The sequence below is a fragment of the Chitinophaga silvisoli genome, from assembly GCF_003412465.1.
Lineage (GTDB): Bacteria > Bacteroidota > Bacteroidia > Chitinophagales > Chitinophagaceae > Chitinophaga > Chitinophaga silvisoli.
The window spans coordinates 207,148-224,699 of the sequence record NZ_QTJV01000004.1 but is presented as its reverse complement, the minus strand read 5'-3'; the positions used below and the strand labels follow the sequence as shown (position 1 = coordinate 224,699).

At 45.4% G+C, this 17,552-nt stretch carries 16 protein-coding genes; 7 read left to right on the top strand and 9 right to left on the bottom strand.

Translation table 11 applies throughout. From position 1 onward, the window contains the following. The first annotated feature begins 10 nt into the window (after nt 1-10). The 5 genes from DXN04_RS13000 to DXN04_RS12980 all read left to right on the top strand — a co-directional run bounded on the left by DXN04_RS13000 (nt 11) and on the right by DXN04_RS12980 (nt 5,243). A complete protein-coding gene (locus DXN04_RS13000) occupies nt 11-1,351 on the top strand; it encodes a SusD/RagB family nutrient-binding outer membrane lipoprotein (RefSeq protein ID WP_116853788.1) in 1,341 nt (446 codons plus the stop codon). 102 nt (nt 1,352-1,453) lie between these two features. Next, nucleotides 1,454-1,768: a DUF3467 domain-containing protein gene (locus DXN04_RS12995; RefSeq protein ID WP_116853787.1), complete on the top strand. Its 315-nt coding sequence runs from the start codon at nt 1,454-1,456 to the stop codon at nt 1,766-1,768. A gap of 48 nt (nt 1,769-1,816) precedes the next feature. Then, entirely contained in the window at nt 1,817-2,890 is a 1,074-nt protein-coding gene (locus DXN04_RS12990) for an Ldh family oxidoreductase (RefSeq protein WP_116853786.1), read from the top strand. 69 nt (nt 2,891-2,959) lie between these two features. After that, nucleotides 2,960-4,282, top strand: a complete 1,323-nt coding sequence (locus DXN04_RS12985) for an aspartate kinase (protein WP_116853785.1) — start codon at nt 2,960-2,962, stop codon at nt 4,280-4,282. Between the two features lie 286 nt (nt 4,283-4,568). Then, the gene (locus DXN04_RS12980; RefSeq protein ID WP_158568990.1) at nt 4,569-5,243 is read left to right on the top strand and encodes an SdpI family protein; all 675 of its coding nucleotides are present in this window, start codon (nt 4,569-4,571) and stop codon (nt 5,241-5,243) included. 80 nt (nt 5,244-5,323) lie between these two features. Here the strand turns inward: DXN04_RS12980 and DXN04_RS12975 are convergent, their stop codons facing one another. Then, nucleotides 5,324-5,794 (bottom strand): hypothetical protein, encoded by a 471-nt coding sequence (locus DXN04_RS12975; protein WP_116853783.1) that lies wholly within the window; start codon nt 5,792-5,794, stop codon nt 5,324-5,326. A gap of 113 nt (nt 5,795-5,907) precedes the next feature. Here DXN04_RS12975 and DXN04_RS12970 point away from each other — a divergent pair, with 113 nt between their 5' ends. Then, the gene (locus tag DXN04_RS12970) at nt 5,908-6,660 is read left to right on the top strand and encodes an XRE family transcriptional regulator (RefSeq protein WP_072362664.1); all 753 of its coding nucleotides are present in this window, start codon (nt 5,908-5,910) and stop codon (nt 6,658-6,660) included. A 308-nt stretch (nt 6,661-6,968) separates the two neighbouring features. Continuing rightward, the gene (locus tag DXN04_RS12965; RefSeq protein ID WP_116853782.1) at nt 6,969-7,265 is read left to right on the top strand and encodes a cupin domain-containing protein; all 297 of its coding nucleotides are present in this window, start codon (nt 6,969-6,971) and stop codon (nt 7,263-7,265) included. A gap of 248 nt (nt 7,266-7,513) precedes the next feature. Here DXN04_RS12965 and DXN04_RS12960 read toward each other — a convergent pair whose 3' ends face one another. The 8 genes from DXN04_RS12960 to DXN04_RS12925 form a co-directional block, all read right to left on the bottom strand. Beyond that, nucleotides 7,514-8,410: a histone deacetylase family protein gene (locus DXN04_RS12960; RefSeq protein ID WP_116853781.1), complete on the bottom strand. Its 897-nt coding sequence runs from the start codon at nt 8,408-8,410 to the stop codon at nt 7,514-7,516. A 133-nt stretch (nt 8,411-8,543) separates the two neighbouring features. Continuing rightward, entirely contained in the window at nt 8,544-9,203 is a 660-nt protein-coding gene (pdeM, locus tag DXN04_RS12955; RefSeq protein ID WP_233525586.1) for a ligase-associated DNA damage response endonuclease PdeM, read from the bottom strand. Nucleotides 9,204-9,216: 13 nt separating this feature from the next. Further along, a complete protein-coding gene (locus DXN04_RS12950) occupies nt 9,217-11,679 on the bottom strand; it encodes a ligase-associated DNA damage response DEXH box helicase (protein ID WP_116853779.1) in 2,463 nt (820 codons plus the stop codon). A gap of 61 nt (nt 11,680-11,740) precedes the next feature. Continuing rightward, nucleotides 11,741-12,772, bottom strand: coding sequence for a S66 peptidase family protein (locus DXN04_RS12945; protein ID WP_116853778.1), 1,032 nt, complete (start codon nt 12,770-12,772; stop codon nt 11,741-11,743). A 189-nt stretch (nt 12,773-12,961) separates the two neighbouring features. After that, complete coding sequence (locus tag DXN04_RS12940; protein ID WP_116853777.1) at nt 12,962-13,465, bottom strand: Lrp/AsnC family transcriptional regulator; 504 nt, start codon at nt 13,463-13,465, stop codon at nt 12,962-12,964. A 63-nt stretch (nt 13,466-13,528) separates the two neighbouring features. Beyond that, nucleotides 13,529-15,121, bottom strand: a complete 1,593-nt coding sequence (locus DXN04_RS12935; protein ID WP_116853776.1) for an ATP-dependent DNA ligase — start codon at nt 15,119-15,121, stop codon at nt 13,529-13,531. Then, nucleotides 15,118-16,125, bottom strand: a complete 1,008-nt coding sequence (locus tag DXN04_RS12930) for a ligase-associated DNA damage response exonuclease (protein WP_116853775.1) — start codon at nt 16,123-16,125, stop codon at nt 15,118-15,120. The genes DXN04_RS12935 and DXN04_RS12930 overlap by 4 nt, the downstream gene beginning before the upstream one ends. A gap of 68 nt (nt 16,126-16,193) precedes the next feature. After that, the gene (locus DXN04_RS12925; protein ID WP_116853774.1) at nt 16,194-17,483 is read right to left on the bottom strand and encodes an ABC transporter substrate-binding protein; all 1,290 of its coding nucleotides are present in this window, start codon (nt 17,481-17,483) and stop codon (nt 16,194-16,196) included. Nucleotides 17,484-17,552 lie beyond the last annotated feature (69 nt).

Genomic DNA, 17,552 nt, shown 5'->3' with positions numbered 1-17,552 from the left:
AAGTAAGATCATGTTACGAACAATCAAACTTATCATACCCGTATTGATATTAGTGATAGCGGCAGGAAGTTGTAAACGGGCATATTTTTATGACGGTATCAACGAAGATCCTTCGCAGCTGCACAATCCAACGCCCTCTTCTATGTTAGCGGGAGTGGAACTGACCTCGGCTTACAACTGGGGCGGTGATGCTTCCAGATTTGCATCGCTGTTTACACAGCAAACCACAGGCGCTGCAAACCAGTCTGCTAACTACAGTCTCTACAACCTGACACCAGACGATGTGGATAATATGTGGAATGGCGGATTCTATGCAGGTATCATGTCAAACTGTGATACGCTGATTAAAATAGCTATCTCAGAAGGACAACTCCACTATGCAGCAATCGGTATGATTCTGATGGCTACTAACCTGGGTCAGGTGACTGATTTTTGGGGAGACGTACCCTATTCAGAGGCATTTCAGGGTTTGAATAACACATCGCCCGCCTACGATAAACAACAGGCGCTGTACGATACACTGCATGCCCTGCTGGACAGAGCTATCACTTATTTAAGTACTGACGACGGAGCTGCATTTCAGCCAGGTACTGGTGATGACCTCATGTACAAGGGAGACCTTGAAATGTGGATTAAATATGCGCATTCACTCAAAGCCAAATTCTATCTGCATACAGTAAAGGTGAATTCTTCAGCTATCACCAATACGCTGGCACAAATAGATGATGGGTTTGCTGAAGGGGAGGGCGCATATATCAGTTTTGTAGGCAGCAGTGCAGTAACCACTCAAAACCCCTGGTTCCAGTTCAATGATCAGCGGGCCGATATATCATTTGAGGGATATCTGAACGATACCATGGCTGCTGCGGGCGATCCCCGGTACGATGTCTACTTTGATCCTTCAGACAATACTTTGCTGGGTTCCCTGTATGGTTCACCCAATTCCCCTGTGTACTTTATGTCCTACGATGAACTGAAGTTCATCGAAGCAGAGGCACAATTCAGGAATGGCAACAAAACTGCCGCAGCAACCGCATATAATGCAGCAGTGGCTGCAAACCTGATGAGAACTATTAACAGTACGGCATATCTGGCAACTGTATCAAAGACAGCAGCCAATATTACACTGCAGGATATTATGGTACAAAAGTACATTGCGTTGTTCTTAAGCCCCGAGACATGGACGGATTGGCGCAGAACCGGGTATCCGGCACTCACGGCACCTCCCGGTAATGTGCTGAATGGCTCATTGCCAAGGTCACTTTATTATCCGAGCAGTGAGGTAAGGTATAATACGAATACCCCTTCGAACACCACTTTGACGAGAAGGGTCTGGTGGGATGCTCATTAAGCGGAAATTCTAAAAGAAATGGCTGCCTTTGGGCGGCCATTTCTTTTTTAGAATTTATTTTACATCCTCTTTTTTACATTTGTACCGAAAATTAAATCTAACATGGAAAATCAGCAGGAAGAACAAAGCCAGCTTAATATAGAATTGACCGAGGATATGGCAGAAGGTACCTACGCCAACCTGGCGATAATTACCCACTCCAATGCAGAATTCGTAGTCGATTTTGTGAATGTAATGCCCGGAATGCCTAAGGCTAAGGTAAAATCCCGCGTTATCCTGACCCCTCAGCACGCTAAGCGTTTTATGAAGGCAATGTTGGACAACATTAAGAAATACGAATCGATTCATGGACCTATCCAGGACCAGGAGCCGGTATCCCTCCCTATGAATTTTGGAGGACCTACCGCCCAGGCCTGATAAGCACCGGATCAACTGATACAAAAATCAATAGCACGGAAATCCATCATGAGCCAGATTTTCTCCTATCCTCATTTAAGGGAATTTACCCAGGAAGTTTTTAAACGCATGGGCTGTTCTGACGAGCATGCAGCTACAGCCAGTGAAGTTTTATTATCAGCAGATCTCAGAGGGATTGATTCTCATGGGGTAGCACGCCTTATAGGTTATGTACGCCTTTGGGAAAATGGTCGTGTGAATGCCACCCCCAATATCCGGGTGGTGCATGAAACGCCCAGTACAGCTGTAGTAGATGGTGATCGTGGCCTGGGGCTGGTAGTAGCCCCTTATGCCATGGAAGTAGCCATCGCGAAAGCCGCCAATGTAGGTAGCGGCTGGGTAAGCGTTAAGAACTCCAACCACTTCGGTATTGCCGGCCAGCACGCCATGATGGCGCTGGATAAAGATATGATAGGTATGGCGATGACCAATGCCAGTCCACTGGTAGCGCCTACTTTTGCCACAGAGCGCATGTTGGGAACCAACCCTATCGCCGTGGCCATCCCCGCCAAAACCCAACCCGCTTTTGTAGCGGATTTTGCTACTACTACTGCAGCCAACGGTAAACTCGAAATCCTGCAGCGTAAAAGCCAGGAAGCACCTACCGGATGGATCCAGGATAAAGAAGGACATTCCAGCACTAATCCTCATGAACTCAAAGATGGCGGTGCCTTGCTGCCACTGGGAGGCGACCGTGAACACGGTAGTCATAAGGGATATTGCCTGGGAGCAATCGTAGATATATTTTCAGCAGTGCTGTCAGGAGCCAATTATGGCCCCTGGGCACCTCCATTTGTCAGTTTCCTGCCATTGGCACCTGATCCGGTAGGAGAGGGGCTGGGCCATTTCCTGGGAGCAATGCGTGTAGATGCATTCCGCCCTGCAGATGAATTTAAGGAACATATGGACAAATGGATCACCCGTTTTAGAAATGCAACACCGGTGGCCGGGGAACAGGTATTGATTCCCGGTGATCCTGAACGTGAAATGGAGTCCCATCGCCGTCAGGGAGGTATTCCATTGCTGGATCCGGTAGTGAAAGATCTGAGAGAAGTAGGGGAGAAATTTAAATTGAGCTTTTAAAGTCAGGAATTAAGCGCGAACTTGCGCTTTTTATAACAGTTACGTCAAACACATAACAATACAACAGTAATGAAGATCTTAAAATTTGGCGGCACATCGGTAGGTAAACCTGAACGCATGCATGCCGTGGCCCAACTGGTGACTGCTGATGACGCTCCAAAAATCGTAGTGTTGTCTGCATTATCCGGTACTACCAATGCCCTGGTTGAGATAGGTACATCCCTGTCTGAAGGTAAAAAGGAGCAGGCTAAGGGGCAGATAGACAAGCTGGAAGCTCACTACCGCTCATTTATTGAGGTGCTGGTGAAACAGCCTGAAGCACGCGCAAAGGCTGGTGCTGTTATTGACGAACATTTTGAGTTCCTGAACATCATCCTGAAGATTAGCTTCAATGAAGCTTTGAACAAGGATATCCTGGCACAGGGCGAATTGTTGTCTACCAAACTGTTCAGTGTTTACCTGGAAGAAGCAGGCATTAAGTCCGTATTGCTGTCAGCACTGGATTTCATGAGCATCGACGAGTACGAAGAGCCTGAAATTCCTAAGATTAAAATCCGCCTGGGCAACCTGCTGGATAAACATAAAGGAGAAAAGATCTTCGTTACACAGGGTTATATCTGCCGCAATCACAGGGGAGAGATAGACAACCTGAAACGTGGTGGTAGTGATTATTCTGCATCCCTGATCGGTGCTGCTATCCAGGCTGAAGAAGTGCAGATCTGGACAGACATCGATGGTATGCACAATAACGATCCACGTGTAGTAAATAAAACATTCCCAATCGATCAGCTCTCATTTGATGAAGCTGCAGAGCTGGCATACTTTGGTGCCAAGATCCTGCATCCCGCGTCTATCTGGCCTGCACAGCACTTCAACATCCCGGTGAAGCTGCTGAACACAATGCAGCCTGAGGCACATGGTACCATTATCACTGAGTTGCCTAACGGCGATGGTGTGAAAGCGGTAGCAGCCAAGGATGGCATCATTGCCATCAAGATCAAATCCAGCCGTATGTTGCTGGCATATGGTTTCCTGCGCAAGATCTTCGAAGTATTTGAGAAATACCGAGTACCTATCGATATGATCACTACTTCAGAAGTAGCTGTTTCCCTGACAATAGAAAATACACCACAGCTGGACCAGTTGCTGAAAGAACTGCAGCCATTTGGTTCAGTAGAACTGGATCATCATCAAACCATCGTTTCTATCGTAGGTAATGAAGTAGCAGCAACACCTTCTATCCTGAAGAAGCTGTTTGAAGCGCTGAATGAGGTGCCTTTGAGAATGATCTCTTATGGCGGTAGCCGTCATAATATATCTATCCTGATTGGTGGTCAGCATAAGGAGAAAACTTTGCAGCTGCTGAATAAAGGGCTGTTTGGTCTGGAATAGTCATGAAAGTTTTTATAAAGGAACAGGTCGTCTCCAATAAAGGGGACGACCTGTTTTTTTATGGTGATTGTGAGGGAAAGCCTCGGCGGTAAAAATACTAACATTATTAGTAAATACTAAAAATATTAGCATAATAACAAGTCAATAACAAAAGCTGTTTAGTTATTTGGCCTTTCGCACAAATTAGCCGCCCGGATTCAAACAATTGCCCTTCACAAGTGTAATATATATGTATGCCAACGGTATAGTATTTGTCGCATTTCATTTACACCAAATCCATGTTGTTATGAAAAAGACGGATTTAGGACAAGAACTATTATTGTTGCTCTTACTGTTGATGCCCATGGCATATTTAGGAATCATCTGGCCATCTATGCCGGATCTGTTTCCAAACAATTACAGCGTGACGGGCATTCCGGAGCGGGTAGGCACCAAGGGTGATTTCCTTTTACTCATGACCTTCCTGTTTCTCACCAATCTCATGTTATACTTTCTTTTCCGTTATCTACCTCACGTAGATCATGCTGACTTTCCCGAAGCAAACGAGCACCTGCAGCGGCAGCAGTACTATAGAATCCGCTTCTCCATTCACATATACCTGGCAGTCTTTACCAGCGCCATCATCTGGATGGTTAGTACAGGCAAATCCTTGATGATGGAGCGTTGGGTATTTACGGGAGTGGGTATATTAATCGCCGTAATAGGACTTTATTTGCGCAGATTACAACCTAATTATTTTGTGGGGGTACGTACACCGTGGACGCTGCAAAGCACGGAAATATGGCAGCAAACGCATCTGATGGCGGGCAATTTATGGATGTGGACAGGTATAGCCACATTCCTGTCAGGATTCTTTTTACCCGTAGTAAGCGGGGTATTTGTATTGATTTTTATAGGGGGTATACTGGCAGCGTTGCCATATATCTATTCATTCCGTTTATATCATACGGATAAGGGGTGACAATGATGAAAAAACGACGAAAGTAAAAGGGGCTGATGTGATCACATCAGCCCCTCTGTATTATTGTAAGATAGCGTCGATTAATATAACCATCCTCTCATAGCACCTGCCTCACGGAAAGGCCATGGAGTCAGCAACAGCACCAGTATAAGGACAATACCAAAGAAGATAAGTCCTTTCTTGTGCTTTAATGCATCAGTTGCAGCCTTTTTCACTTTTGCACGGCCAATATGCACCAGTACAAATGCAAGTACAGCCATGGTAATGTGCTCAACTGCGTAAAAGCGGTGTACACCACTTTTCATCACAGCGCCCATGCCCATTTCGGAAATTGCCTTGAAAGCAAAAGGACTGGATACAAAGTACAATAACAGACCTACGAGTAACTGCAGGTCAAAGAAAATCATAAAGAATAAACCAGCCTTGTTGTCAGCACCAGTAAAAGGTGTTTTGCCACTAACGCCTTTCCATGAACGGTAAACGGCCCAAATGCCAGCCAGTAAAATTGCCCACCTTAACAGGGAGTGAATAATAAGCAACGGTGTATACATAAATCTTTGAGTTGGATTTCCGGACAAAAATAAGTGAGAATCACCGGATTTATTTGGTTATTCCAAAAATTATATACTAAATTTGTTAGTAATTCTACTAAATAATTTAGATTATGTCAGTTGTATGCCGCAATTTAAAGTTTCTGCGGAAGCAGAAAGGATGGACGCAGCAGGAGTTTGCTGATAAATTAGGGATCAAACGTTCCCTCCTGGGTGCTTATGAAGAAGAGCGTGCAGAGCCCCGTACAGAAGTACTGGAACTGGTCAGCGATATGTTCCGTGTATCTATTGACGACCTGTTACGCCGCGATGTGGGTTCCCAAAAAGATACATTCCTCGAAAAGCGCCGTCAGCAAAAGCTGGGAACTAACCGCCAGGTCATAGAGTTTGTACCCGTAAAAGCTGCCGCCGGTTATCTGGCAGGTTATAATGATGATGAATTCATCGAAGAACTGAACACCTTCACACTCCCTATGATGGGTGCCGGTAGTTACAGGGCTTTCGAAATCGCCGGAGATTCAATGTTACCTACCCCTTCCGGTTCCGTCATCGTATGCCACAAAGTAGACGGTTGGGAAGATATCCGTAACAATGAAGCCTATGTCGTGGTGACCAGCAGGGAAGGGATCGTGTACAAACGTTTGTTAAAGAGTAACCGCACAAAAGGTAAACTGACACTGGTATCAGATAATCCCCAATTTGAGCCTTATTCCGTAGGAATGGATGAAGTGCTGGAACTCTGGCAGTCCGATGCTGTGATTAGCAAAGCTGGTCCGCAAAGCAGACTGAGTGTGAATCATCTGGCTGATATGGTAAGCCATCTCCAGGACCAGGTGAATATGCTGAAGAAAAAGGCAAGGAATTAATTACAACCTCAATTTACTTTTTGAATAGATAAAATGCATAGGCTTCTAAGCATTGGGAGAGCTATGCGCGGGGACGACGTATGTCGTCTCCTGATCAAAAGAATTATTCCAATCAATCGTTCGTTCCATTAATCGTTCAGGCACTCAGTAGCTTGTTCAGGCATAAAATAGCTTATTCAGGTAACCGCTTAATCAATCATTCACTCAACCTTAAAACGAGAATCAAAGTAACCAAAGAAAGTCATTCAATAAATAATTAAAGCTACTTACTCCAACCCCCTTTATTTAATAATCTCAAAGATTGAACTATGCGTATAGCATTCGTTGACGCATTGCGCCAGCTGGAAAACAGTGGAGAAGCAGCCGTGACCCTATGGGAACACAATACAATGAGGGTAGTATTGGTAGCCCCTGAGGATGTTTACACACAAGAACCGGATTCGCAAAATGAAACGTACATCGTCATGTCAGGATGTGCGGAACTGCAGTATGAAGACAGGACCATAGACCTTGATTCAGGGGATTATCTTTTCGTACCCGCAGGAACCTGGCATCAATTCATTAATGCAACAGAGGATTTTACGCTTTGGAAAATTATTAGTTAATAAGATTTTTTAAAGCGGGAAATATTTTCACTTGTAATAAAAAGACTCTTTTCTAAAAATGAAATAAACCTTTCACGAAAATGGAATCTTCTATTAACTAAAAAGAAAACTTCCATTCAATAAAAGGAAGCTTTTATTAATTGAAAAAAGAATCTTCTATTCAATGAAACCTGCCTTCAGGTAAAAGAAAAGATACGACCCTCTTGCAGAAAATTATCATCTAAACACCGCCGTTCTTAGAGAAAAAATCAGAAGATGGCTGCCGCTGTTTTGAATGTATTACAATGCGCATTCACAATATGCCTCAGCTGTGGGGAATACCCTCCACCCATCGCTACCGCACAGGGAATGTTATATTGTTTAACCGTATTTAAGACCAATTCATCTCTGCAGCGGCATCCATTTTCAGTTATCTTCATCCTGCCATAACGATCCGTCGACAATATATCCACCCCGGATAAATAAAACACAAAATCAGGCCGCTCCCTCTGCATCAACAACGCCAGACTATCAGCCAGCTTACTTAAATATTCTTCATCCGTAGTGCCATCAGGTAAACCAATATCCCACATCGACCGCTCTTTATGAAAGGGATAATTATGCTCACCATGCATACTAAATGTAAACACCTGTTTATGCCCCTCAAAGATGGCAGCCGTCCCATTTCCCTGATGTACATCCAGGTCAATAATCATCACATACCCCGCCAGTTGATGATGCAACAGATAATTAGCCGCTACTGCAAAATCATTCATCAGACAAAACCCTTCACCCCTGTCAGCAAACGCATGATGCGTACCTCCCGCTACATTCAACCCAATTCCATGCTCCAGCGCATGCAACGCACAGTCAATAGTCCCCTGGCAAATCACCCTTTCCCTCATTACAAGTCCCGGCGATTGCGGTAGCCCTATCCGGCGTACTTCCTTCTCACTAAGTTGCTGATTTTTTAATTTATCCCAATATCCGGCTGTATGCGTCAACAGGATCGTTTCTTCACTCACAGGCTGAGGTTTATGAAACACATCCGCTGTAACAACTCCTTCACGCAGCAACTGCGCCGGAATCAACTCATACTTCGCCATCGGAAAACGATGCCCCGCAGGTAAAGGATGTGCAAATATGGGATCGTAAGCTATCAACATGACCTTATCTAAATAACTAAAACTAATCTTTAAAACATGATCGGGAATATTACTACTCAACCTGCAAGAACACTATTTCAGAAATATCCCCCATCAATCAGGAGCACCATTTCAACTACGCAGCCCATCTCGCCTACCCAATTTTTAAAACACTATTATTCGCAATCACAAACACCGCATCCGCTTCCTCTGCATCCAGCATCGCCAAACCCGTAAACCTCCCGAAAGCCGGCAATATGCTACAATTACGCCCGAAGTAAAAACACGGCAACCGCAATCGTTGCCTCCCAGCACCAGACACCGCTACCCCCGGATGAATATGTCCCGAAAAAGTATACTTCGTATCATCCCCCTCCTCACACGGCTCATGCGCAAAATGGATCTCATTAATCTGCAACTCATCATACACCTCCACATCCAGCTCCACATACACCTGCTCCTTCATAATATCATGATTCCCCTTCACCAGCTTAAACCGGATCTTCGGGAACTGCTGCCGCCACAACTTAAACAAAGGCACATCATTATTATGACTACTATGAAACATATCACCCACAATAATCACCTGCGCCGGTTGATAAACAGTTATCAGCTTTTGTAAACGATACAAATCATCCTGCCCGATATGGGCAGGAACAGCAATACCCGCCTTCCTGAAATGCGCAGACTTTCCAAGATGAATATCCGATACAATCAGTGCCTGCTCTTCTTTCCAGAATACAGCCCTATGGGCCGATAACAGCCATGTTTGATTCCTGAAATTATATACCACTTCCTCCATAGATCTCTGCAAGGTCCGATTTTAATTAAAACTCCGGACGCATTTTTTTAATCCTATCCTCCAGTTTCTCACTTGTCAGTTGCTCACGCAAACTATCCACCTTAATCGGGAAGCAAAACGGTGTCAACTCCTCAGGATAAGTAATCACAATCTTACTATTATAAATCCTGTCAAGACTCTCCCTCAATCGCGCCTCTTCCATCTGGTAAAAGAAAGCCTCATTGAAAGCCTGCCTTAGCAACAGGTTTTGTGAATCATATTCAGTAAATACATTGAAAAGTAATGAAGCCGATGATTGCAAGTGCCTGCTCTGTTTATGCTTACCCGGATAGCCCTGGAAAATCAATCCCGCTATCACCGCAATATCCCTGAATTTCCGCCGCGCCATCTCCGTAGAGTTCACGCTCGCCTGCAAATCGATACTCAGATGATCCAATGAAAACAATTCATACACATCATCCGGTGTCAGCGGAATCGGTTGATCAGAAAGCAATTCAAAACCATAATCATTCATCGCAATAGAAAAAGTAATCGGCGTGCGCTTACTCAGTCTGTAAGCCAGCAAAGTGGCCATCACTTCATTCACCAGTCTCCCTTCAAACGGATATGCGAACAAATGATACCCATCCCTCGTATGAATCATCTCTATCAGCAACTCATCCGCTTTTGGCACGTGAGACAGATATTCCTGTAAATTAAAAAGTGGTTGTAAAACCTGCAATTCAGGTTCCGTCGTATTCCCTGAAAGCGCTTCATTAAATGTCTCGCGCAGCACTTTCCCAAGGTTCGGCGAAAGCGGCAATCTTCCTCCCATCCAACTGGGTACAATCGCCTTCTTCGCATTGGATTTTCTCACCAATACCGTCATATCCTTGATCATCACAAACTCCAGGATACGACCTCCCAGGCTGAATGTATCCCCAGCAGTCATCCGGGCTATAAACCACTCCTCGATCATGCCTATAAATCCACCACCCATGAACTTCACTTTCAGCATGGCATCACTTACAATCACTCCAATATGCAGGCGATGACGCATAGCCTGCATACGACTCCGGCAGATGAAGAAATTACCTTCTCTGTCTATCTTTTTAAACTCATCGTAGCTATACAATGCATCTCCCCCCGTAGTCAGAAAAGCCAGCGTCCATTCCCATTCATCTTCCGTCATATCGCGGAAGCAGAAGGTATCCTTCACTTCTTCCCATATTTCAGGCGCATGAAAGCCATCAGAGATAGCAAGTGTCATCAGGTATTGCAGCAATACATCGTAGGCGAGAATCACAGGCATACGGCTTTCAACGATCTGCTGTGCAATAGCCGACTTCAGTGCCGCAGCCTCCACCAGTTCGAGACTATGTGTAGGCAGAAACCATATTTTGCTGGTAGCGCCGGGTTGATGTCCGCTACGGCCGGCACGTTGTAAAAATCGCGCCACCCCTTTAGGACTACCTACCTGGATCACCGTATCTACCGGCCTGAAATCCACACCCAGGTCCAGGCTCGAAGTACAAACAACTGCCTTAAGCGTGCCGGTATGCAGGGCTTCTTCTACCCAGATGCGTAGTTCCATATCAATAGAACCATGGTGCAGGGCCAGGGCACCGGCAAGGTCAGGACATTGCCGCAAAATCTCCTGGTACCAGATCTCCGTTTGAGAGCGCACGTTTGTGAAAATCAAAGTAGTCTTGCTCTCATTCACAATCGGCAATGCCTTGTAAAGCAGCCTTGTACCCAGGTGTCCCGCCCAGGGATATTTTTCTATCTCGTCAGGGAGAATACTTTGCAGCTCTATTTTCTTATCCAGTTTGGCCCGTACGATCACGGCTTCGGGATCAGGCGTTCCGAGCAGTACGTCCATTGCCTCTCCCAGGTTCCCGATAGTAGCCGAAATACCCCATATGCGCAAAGGAGAACGCCCTTCTTTTTTCGCTAATCCTTTCAGTCGGCTCAGGCCTAATTCTATCATCACACCCCGCTTGGTACCCAGCAGTTCATGCCATTCATCTGCTACAACTGTAGTCAGCGATGTAAAGACTTTCGGATATTCTTTTTGTCCGATCAGGAGGTGCAGACTCTCAGGAGTGATCAGCAGTACTTCCGGCATATTTTTTTTCTGGGCGGCACGGGTAGATACCGGCGTATCTCCGCTACGAATACCCACCTGCCAGGGGATGTTTAGCTCCTGCAGCACTTCTTCCATGGCACGCGCAATATCCTTGGCCAGCGCCCTCAGCGGCGTGATCCATAGTAATTGCAGGCCATTCTTTGTTTTGGAATGATAATCCTTCGGATGGCGGTTGATCCAGTCGATAACGACTCCCAGGAAAAGAGAAAAGGTTTTACCGTAACCGGTAGGTGCATTGACAAGGCCTGATTTACCCTGCAAATAATAAGTCCAGGCTTCTTCCTGGAAAGCAAAAGGCTGCCGGTCTCTGGCGGTCAGCCAGTCTGTAATCACTTTCCATCCACTCGCGGTATTTTTCATGAGTGTATGAAATTAAGGAAAAAACATAAGGGCTAACAGTACAGGATCAGCTTTCATGAATTCAACTTATTATTTCTTTTAAAGATACACGGTTATTCTGAACTTCTAACTGATGCATCACCCCACATTTCAAGGCATAATTTCCCTTCTGATGACCTACCGGAAAATTGAAACAAACAGGGAAAGAAAAATCCTTTACTTTTTCTTTCACGATATCGAAAACAGTCCTGCCAAATTCCTCTCCCGGATCATCCGGTTTGAGCCTGTTAAACCCACCAATCACAAGTCCTGCCAGGTTATCCAGTTTATGTGCACGCTGTAAACTATTGAAATAACGATCTATAGTATACAGATATTCACTCACCTCTTCCACGAAGAGAATTTTACCAATGGTATTGATTTCTGAGTTGGTACCCAATACACTTGCCAGCATAGAAAGATTCCCGCCAATGAGCACACCTTTCCCTGTACCTGTTCGGTTATTAGGATCTGCCGGTGTCAGGTATTGCATGGGCTTACCCGTTAGTGCCTGTTGAATAGAGAGGATCGTTTCCTGCACCACAGATTCTGCTTTTGCAAAATCGTCAGGGAAGCTGTTACACATTTTGGAATGCAGCGATGCAATGCCGAACAGCCGGTTGATATGACAATGTAATACGGTGATATCGCTGAACCCAATCACCCATTTAGGATGCTGCCTGAAATTATTGAAATTCACCTGGTCGATAATGCGGGCGCTGCCATAGCCACCTCTTGCACACATGATCGCCTGAATAGAAGGATCATCCAGCATCGCCTGCAAATCCTGCAGCCGTTCCGCATCAGTGCCGCCAAAACTAAAATCACTTTTCCCTACGGTACTACCTACACGGATTTTGAAACCCCAGCTCTGCATAGTACGTATAGCGGGCATGATTTCTTCCTGCGTGATATGACCTGCCGGGCAGGTAATACCAATAGTATCACCGGGCTTAAGATAGGGGGGGAGTATAGTAAAATTCTCATCTTCTGCTATCGGTGCAGGAAGATGAGAAAATGCGGAAAGCCCCAGCGATGTGATGGCAAGAGAAGAAAGAAAATGCTTACGATTCATGTTATTAATGTAAGCATTAATCGGCAATTTTTATGTAGGTTGAATACGCTTTTCCGCCCAATGACGATAACCCGCTTATTCGCACCGATGGCCTTCTTATATTTAGGATAAGTATAAGAGTCGGATTGTAAAACAAGTCCGGTTAAAGTCTTTGGTATATTCCGGATAAGGGATGATTATGGTACTGAATTAATACACTACACGGTGTGTAGCCTTGATTACAGACATCACGAACACACTCTCCATGTGACCGATATTGTCCAGTTCTCCCAGCTTATTCACATTAAAGTCGTGGTAAGCGATCATATCTTTTACCTGTACTTTCAGCATGAAGTCGAATTGTCCGGAGATGTTCAGGCATTCCAGCACCTCGGGGAAGGAGGTGATTTCCTTGATGAATTTGCTACCTGCTTTCTTACCATGCTCTTTGAGGGAGATATAGCATAATACAGTCAGGCCTTTGTCGATTTTGCTGGGGTCTACAATGGCAGCATACTGACGAATAACGCCGGCCTGTTCCATCTTACGGATACGCTCGTAAACGGGGGTAGCGCTCAGGTTAAGACGCGCTGCCAGGTCGCGGATGGTCATCTTGGCATCTTCTTCCAGCAGTTGGAGGATGGCGATGTCTTTTTCGTCCAGCGCAATTTCGGTTGCGGTATCTTTTTTAATTATGTTGTTACCCGGGTTCATATTGTATAGAATATTATTCCAATTAGCCTGCGAAAATAAGTACAATATACTAAATTTCCCCCGTTATTGCTTGTGCATTTTTAATAATAATTGCAGATCTTCCAGGGTATTAATCTCCTCAGGCGGCTTATCCTTCCGCCAGCGGTTGATACGGGGAAAACGCAGCGCCACCCCTGATTTATGCCTGTTGGAAGCGGCAATTCCCTCAAAGGCAATCTCAAAAACCAGTTCCGGTTTCACAGTTCTCACCGGCCCAAATTTCTCTATCGAGTTCCTTTTCACCCAGTTATCCACCTCATTGATTTCTTTGTCCGTCAATCCTGAATACGCTTTTGTAAAAGACACCAGCTGATCCCCATCCTTCACCGCAAATGTGTAATCAGTATACAAATTTGAGCGCCGTCCATGCCCTTTCTGTGCATAGATCATCACCGCATCTATAGTCAATGGATCTATCTTCCATTTCCACCAGTCCCCTCTTTTCCTGCCTACCTGGTAGGGGGAATCCTTTTTCTTCAGCATCAATCCCTCGCTGCCCTGTTCGCGGGACTTTGACCGGAATTCAATCAAGGCATCCCAGTTATGAAACGTGATCACTGGCGATAACCGCAAGGCCGGATGATTCACCTGCTCTACCACCTGCTCTAACAACACTCTTCTTTCAGATAATGGCGATGTCCGGATATCTTTCCCTTCCCACTCCAGCAAATCATAACTCAGGAACACCACCGGTGCCTCCTGCAATTGTTTCTTCGTCACATTCTTCCTGCCTATACGCGTCTGCAAAGTCTGAAATGGTAATGGAAAATCGTTTGTATACGTTAAGATTTCCCCGTCTATCACCGTACCCTCCGGTAAATGCTCCAGCAGTGGCCCATACTCCGGAAACTTCTCTGTGATCAGTTCTTCCCCTCTTGACCATACAAATAATTGTCCCTGCCTTTTAATGATCTGTCCCCGGATCCCATCCCATTTCCACTCCGCCTGCCATTCCTCTGGTGAACCCAGTACATCAGGTGCCGTCTCCAATGGATAAGCGAGATAAAAAGGAAAAGGCTTCGATGCGTCAGCACCAGTTACATCCTCATTCAATAAGCTGTCCAGTGTAATCTCGCGGGGATCCCAATTCCCGCTGATCATATGCGACAAAGTAGGAGCCGGAATATCATGTGTATTGGCCAGCGCATTCACCATCATCTTTTGCGATACCCCAATCCTGAAACTACCAGTAATCAGTTTATTGAACACAAATCTTTCACTGGTATCCAATTCTTCCCATGCATTGAGAATGAATTTTTGTTTCTCTTCTTCCGATGCTTTTTCAAGCGCCAGCAGCCCTTCCAGCCAGTAATGCAATGGATGCACCGCAATACTTTTTCCTTCAGGTAACAACAGTGCAATGGTCTCTGCCAGGTCGCCTACAGTATGATAACACTCTTCAAATAACCAGGAAGGTAAATTGGTCATTTGCAAACACCATGTGGCCAACTGGGTTGCATTCACGGTTCTCTTTGGCCGCCGCCCTGTAAACAGTGCCAGGACCCAAATGCTATCCTTTGGATCAGCACTGCCAAAATATTTGCTCAGCGCATCCAGTTTTTCATTTGTCTTCGTGCTGTTACTCAGCAATTTGATGAGGTCTGCAAATGCTTTCATGATGGATTCGTTTCTTCTTCTTCAGTGACACCATATTCTGTTTTTACCTCTTCGGCAGGAATCCCATTCTCCTGCAGGTAGCGGGCAAAGGCACTACTAAACCCATGCGTGGTATACACCTTCTCGGCTCCCGTTGCTTTCACGGCGGAGAGCAACCCATTCCAGTCAGCATGGTCAGAAAGAATAAAACCCGCATCTGCATTCCTCCTCCGCATATGCCCCCGTACCTGCATCCAGCCGCTACATACACCTAGTGAATAAGGATTGAATCGCCGCATCCAGGTAGTATCTGCAGCCGAGGGAGGGCCGATCACCAGGTTATTTTTAAACACACTATGCGGGGTCTCCGGCGTAATACGATGCAGTTCAGGCAGATCCCAGCCATGCTCGCGCAGCATTTGGTTCGTAATATAAATAGCGCCATGCGCCCAGATCTCAGGACTGATATCTTTTAAATGATACAACAAGCGCTGTGCCTTACCCAGGCTATAACCTAAGAGCACACTGGTTTTACCGGCCTGCTGATTTTCGTGCACCCATTGCCGGATATTATCAAATACCACCTGCTGTGGTTGCCAGTTATAAATCGGTAAACCAAACGTACATTCAGTAATAAACGTTTGACAAGGTACCGGCTCAAAAGCCGCAGAGATGCCATCATGCTCAGTTTTATAATCTCCGCTGGCTACCCATACTTCATTATTAAGCGCTACTCTTATCTGTGCAGACCCAATCACATGCCCGGCAGGATGCAAAGAAATTGTTACGCCATTCATCCGGATGGTTTCTCCATACGCCACTCCCTGCACACTGATGTCTGGCCCCAACCGGAGTTTCAGAATCGGTACACTATCATGATGACAAAGGTAATTTTGACTGCCGCCACGGGCGTGGTCGGAATGTGCATGTGTAATCACCGCCTTTTGTACAGGCTGCCAGGGGTCTATGTAGAAGTCTCCTACAGGGCAATAAATGCCCTTGTCTGTGAATTGAAGTAACTGCATGAGAGAGCATGTACAATTATCATGCACATAAAAAAAGCCTTGCACTGAGGCAAGGCTTTTAAAACTTATCAGAAGTTCATTTTTATATCACTCGAATCTCCTTTCTGTATGATATAAATATTTTTATTTTCGAAATAATCAGGTTCCTTATCACCCTCTTTCAGGTAGATAGGCTGGTAGTTGAAGCTGCTGAATACTTTCTTATTCGGATCATTGATGTCCTTGTTAAAGTACACACCATTTGTGCTCAGTTGCTTTACAAAGTACCAGGTCAGCTCAAATCCTTTGAACGCCATATCCGATGGGCGGGATTTATATACACGTTTCCAGTAGTCAGTGATATAGTGGCTGTAAACATCCGTTTTATCATTGAAGTACGGTGTGGTATAAAAGATCGGCAGGCCTTTGAATTCAGGCTCCTTGAATTTCATGATATCCCATGTAGGCATACCAAATACCTGGATAGGGTACGAAGCCGTCTGTGTGCTCAGTCGGCGGATGATAGCCTTTGCATTGGCCTCATCCAGGGAAGTGACGATCACCAGGTTGGGGCGGTCAGCCAGCAGGTATTGAGAGAGTGCCAGGTCAGACATGTTGTCGTCCCAAACCACTTCTTTGGGTCTGGTCTTCTTGCTGCTCTGCAATTTCTCATATTCAGCCTTGATGTCCGCAGCGATACGTTTTTCGAAAGGCGTATCGCGGTGTATCACCACAATATTTTTAGTCGCAAAGCCATCCTGCAGGTAGCGCTGTAAGGCTTCGCTATGTGTTTTCAGCAAACTGTTGGTGATAATGAAAAACGGGTTGCCGTTTACACCCGCATCATTTGGGTAGGTAGCCGATACCAGGTTAATTTGTTTGGTCTTGGCTATATCACTCAGATCTTTAATTTCTGGCGTACCTACGGCAGCGATGATCAGGTCTGTATTAATCAGGTTTGCGCCTGACAGGTTCTGCTTATTCTTACTGTCGTAAACGGTTACGTTCAGTTTTATACCCTGGTTCTGCAAACTGTCCAGTGCCAGTTGCGCACCTTCGTAGAAGTCCAGTCCCGGCAGAATATAACGGGGCAGCGAGCGGGTAGGCATGTCTGTGTTTACTGAATCCAGGTAAAGTGGGGCGTACAACGCTATATTATAGGTGTCCTTTTTTATCTCCCGGGCAAAAGCTGGTACATTAAACGGAATCACCTTAGCAGTCTTGGAATCCTCCTTAGGTTTTTCGTCTTTCACAGTTTTCGCAGTTGTTGGCGGTGGTGTAGCAGTACTGGTAGTCTTCTTACTGGAAGAACACGCAGACAGCAGTACAACCACAATGGATGCAGTAATCAATGGCCTGCATAAAATGGATTTACTCATAGCGATCGTTAAAATACAAAAATCATGCAAATGCACAGGAGATATGGTTCCTGTTGCAAATGATGTTGG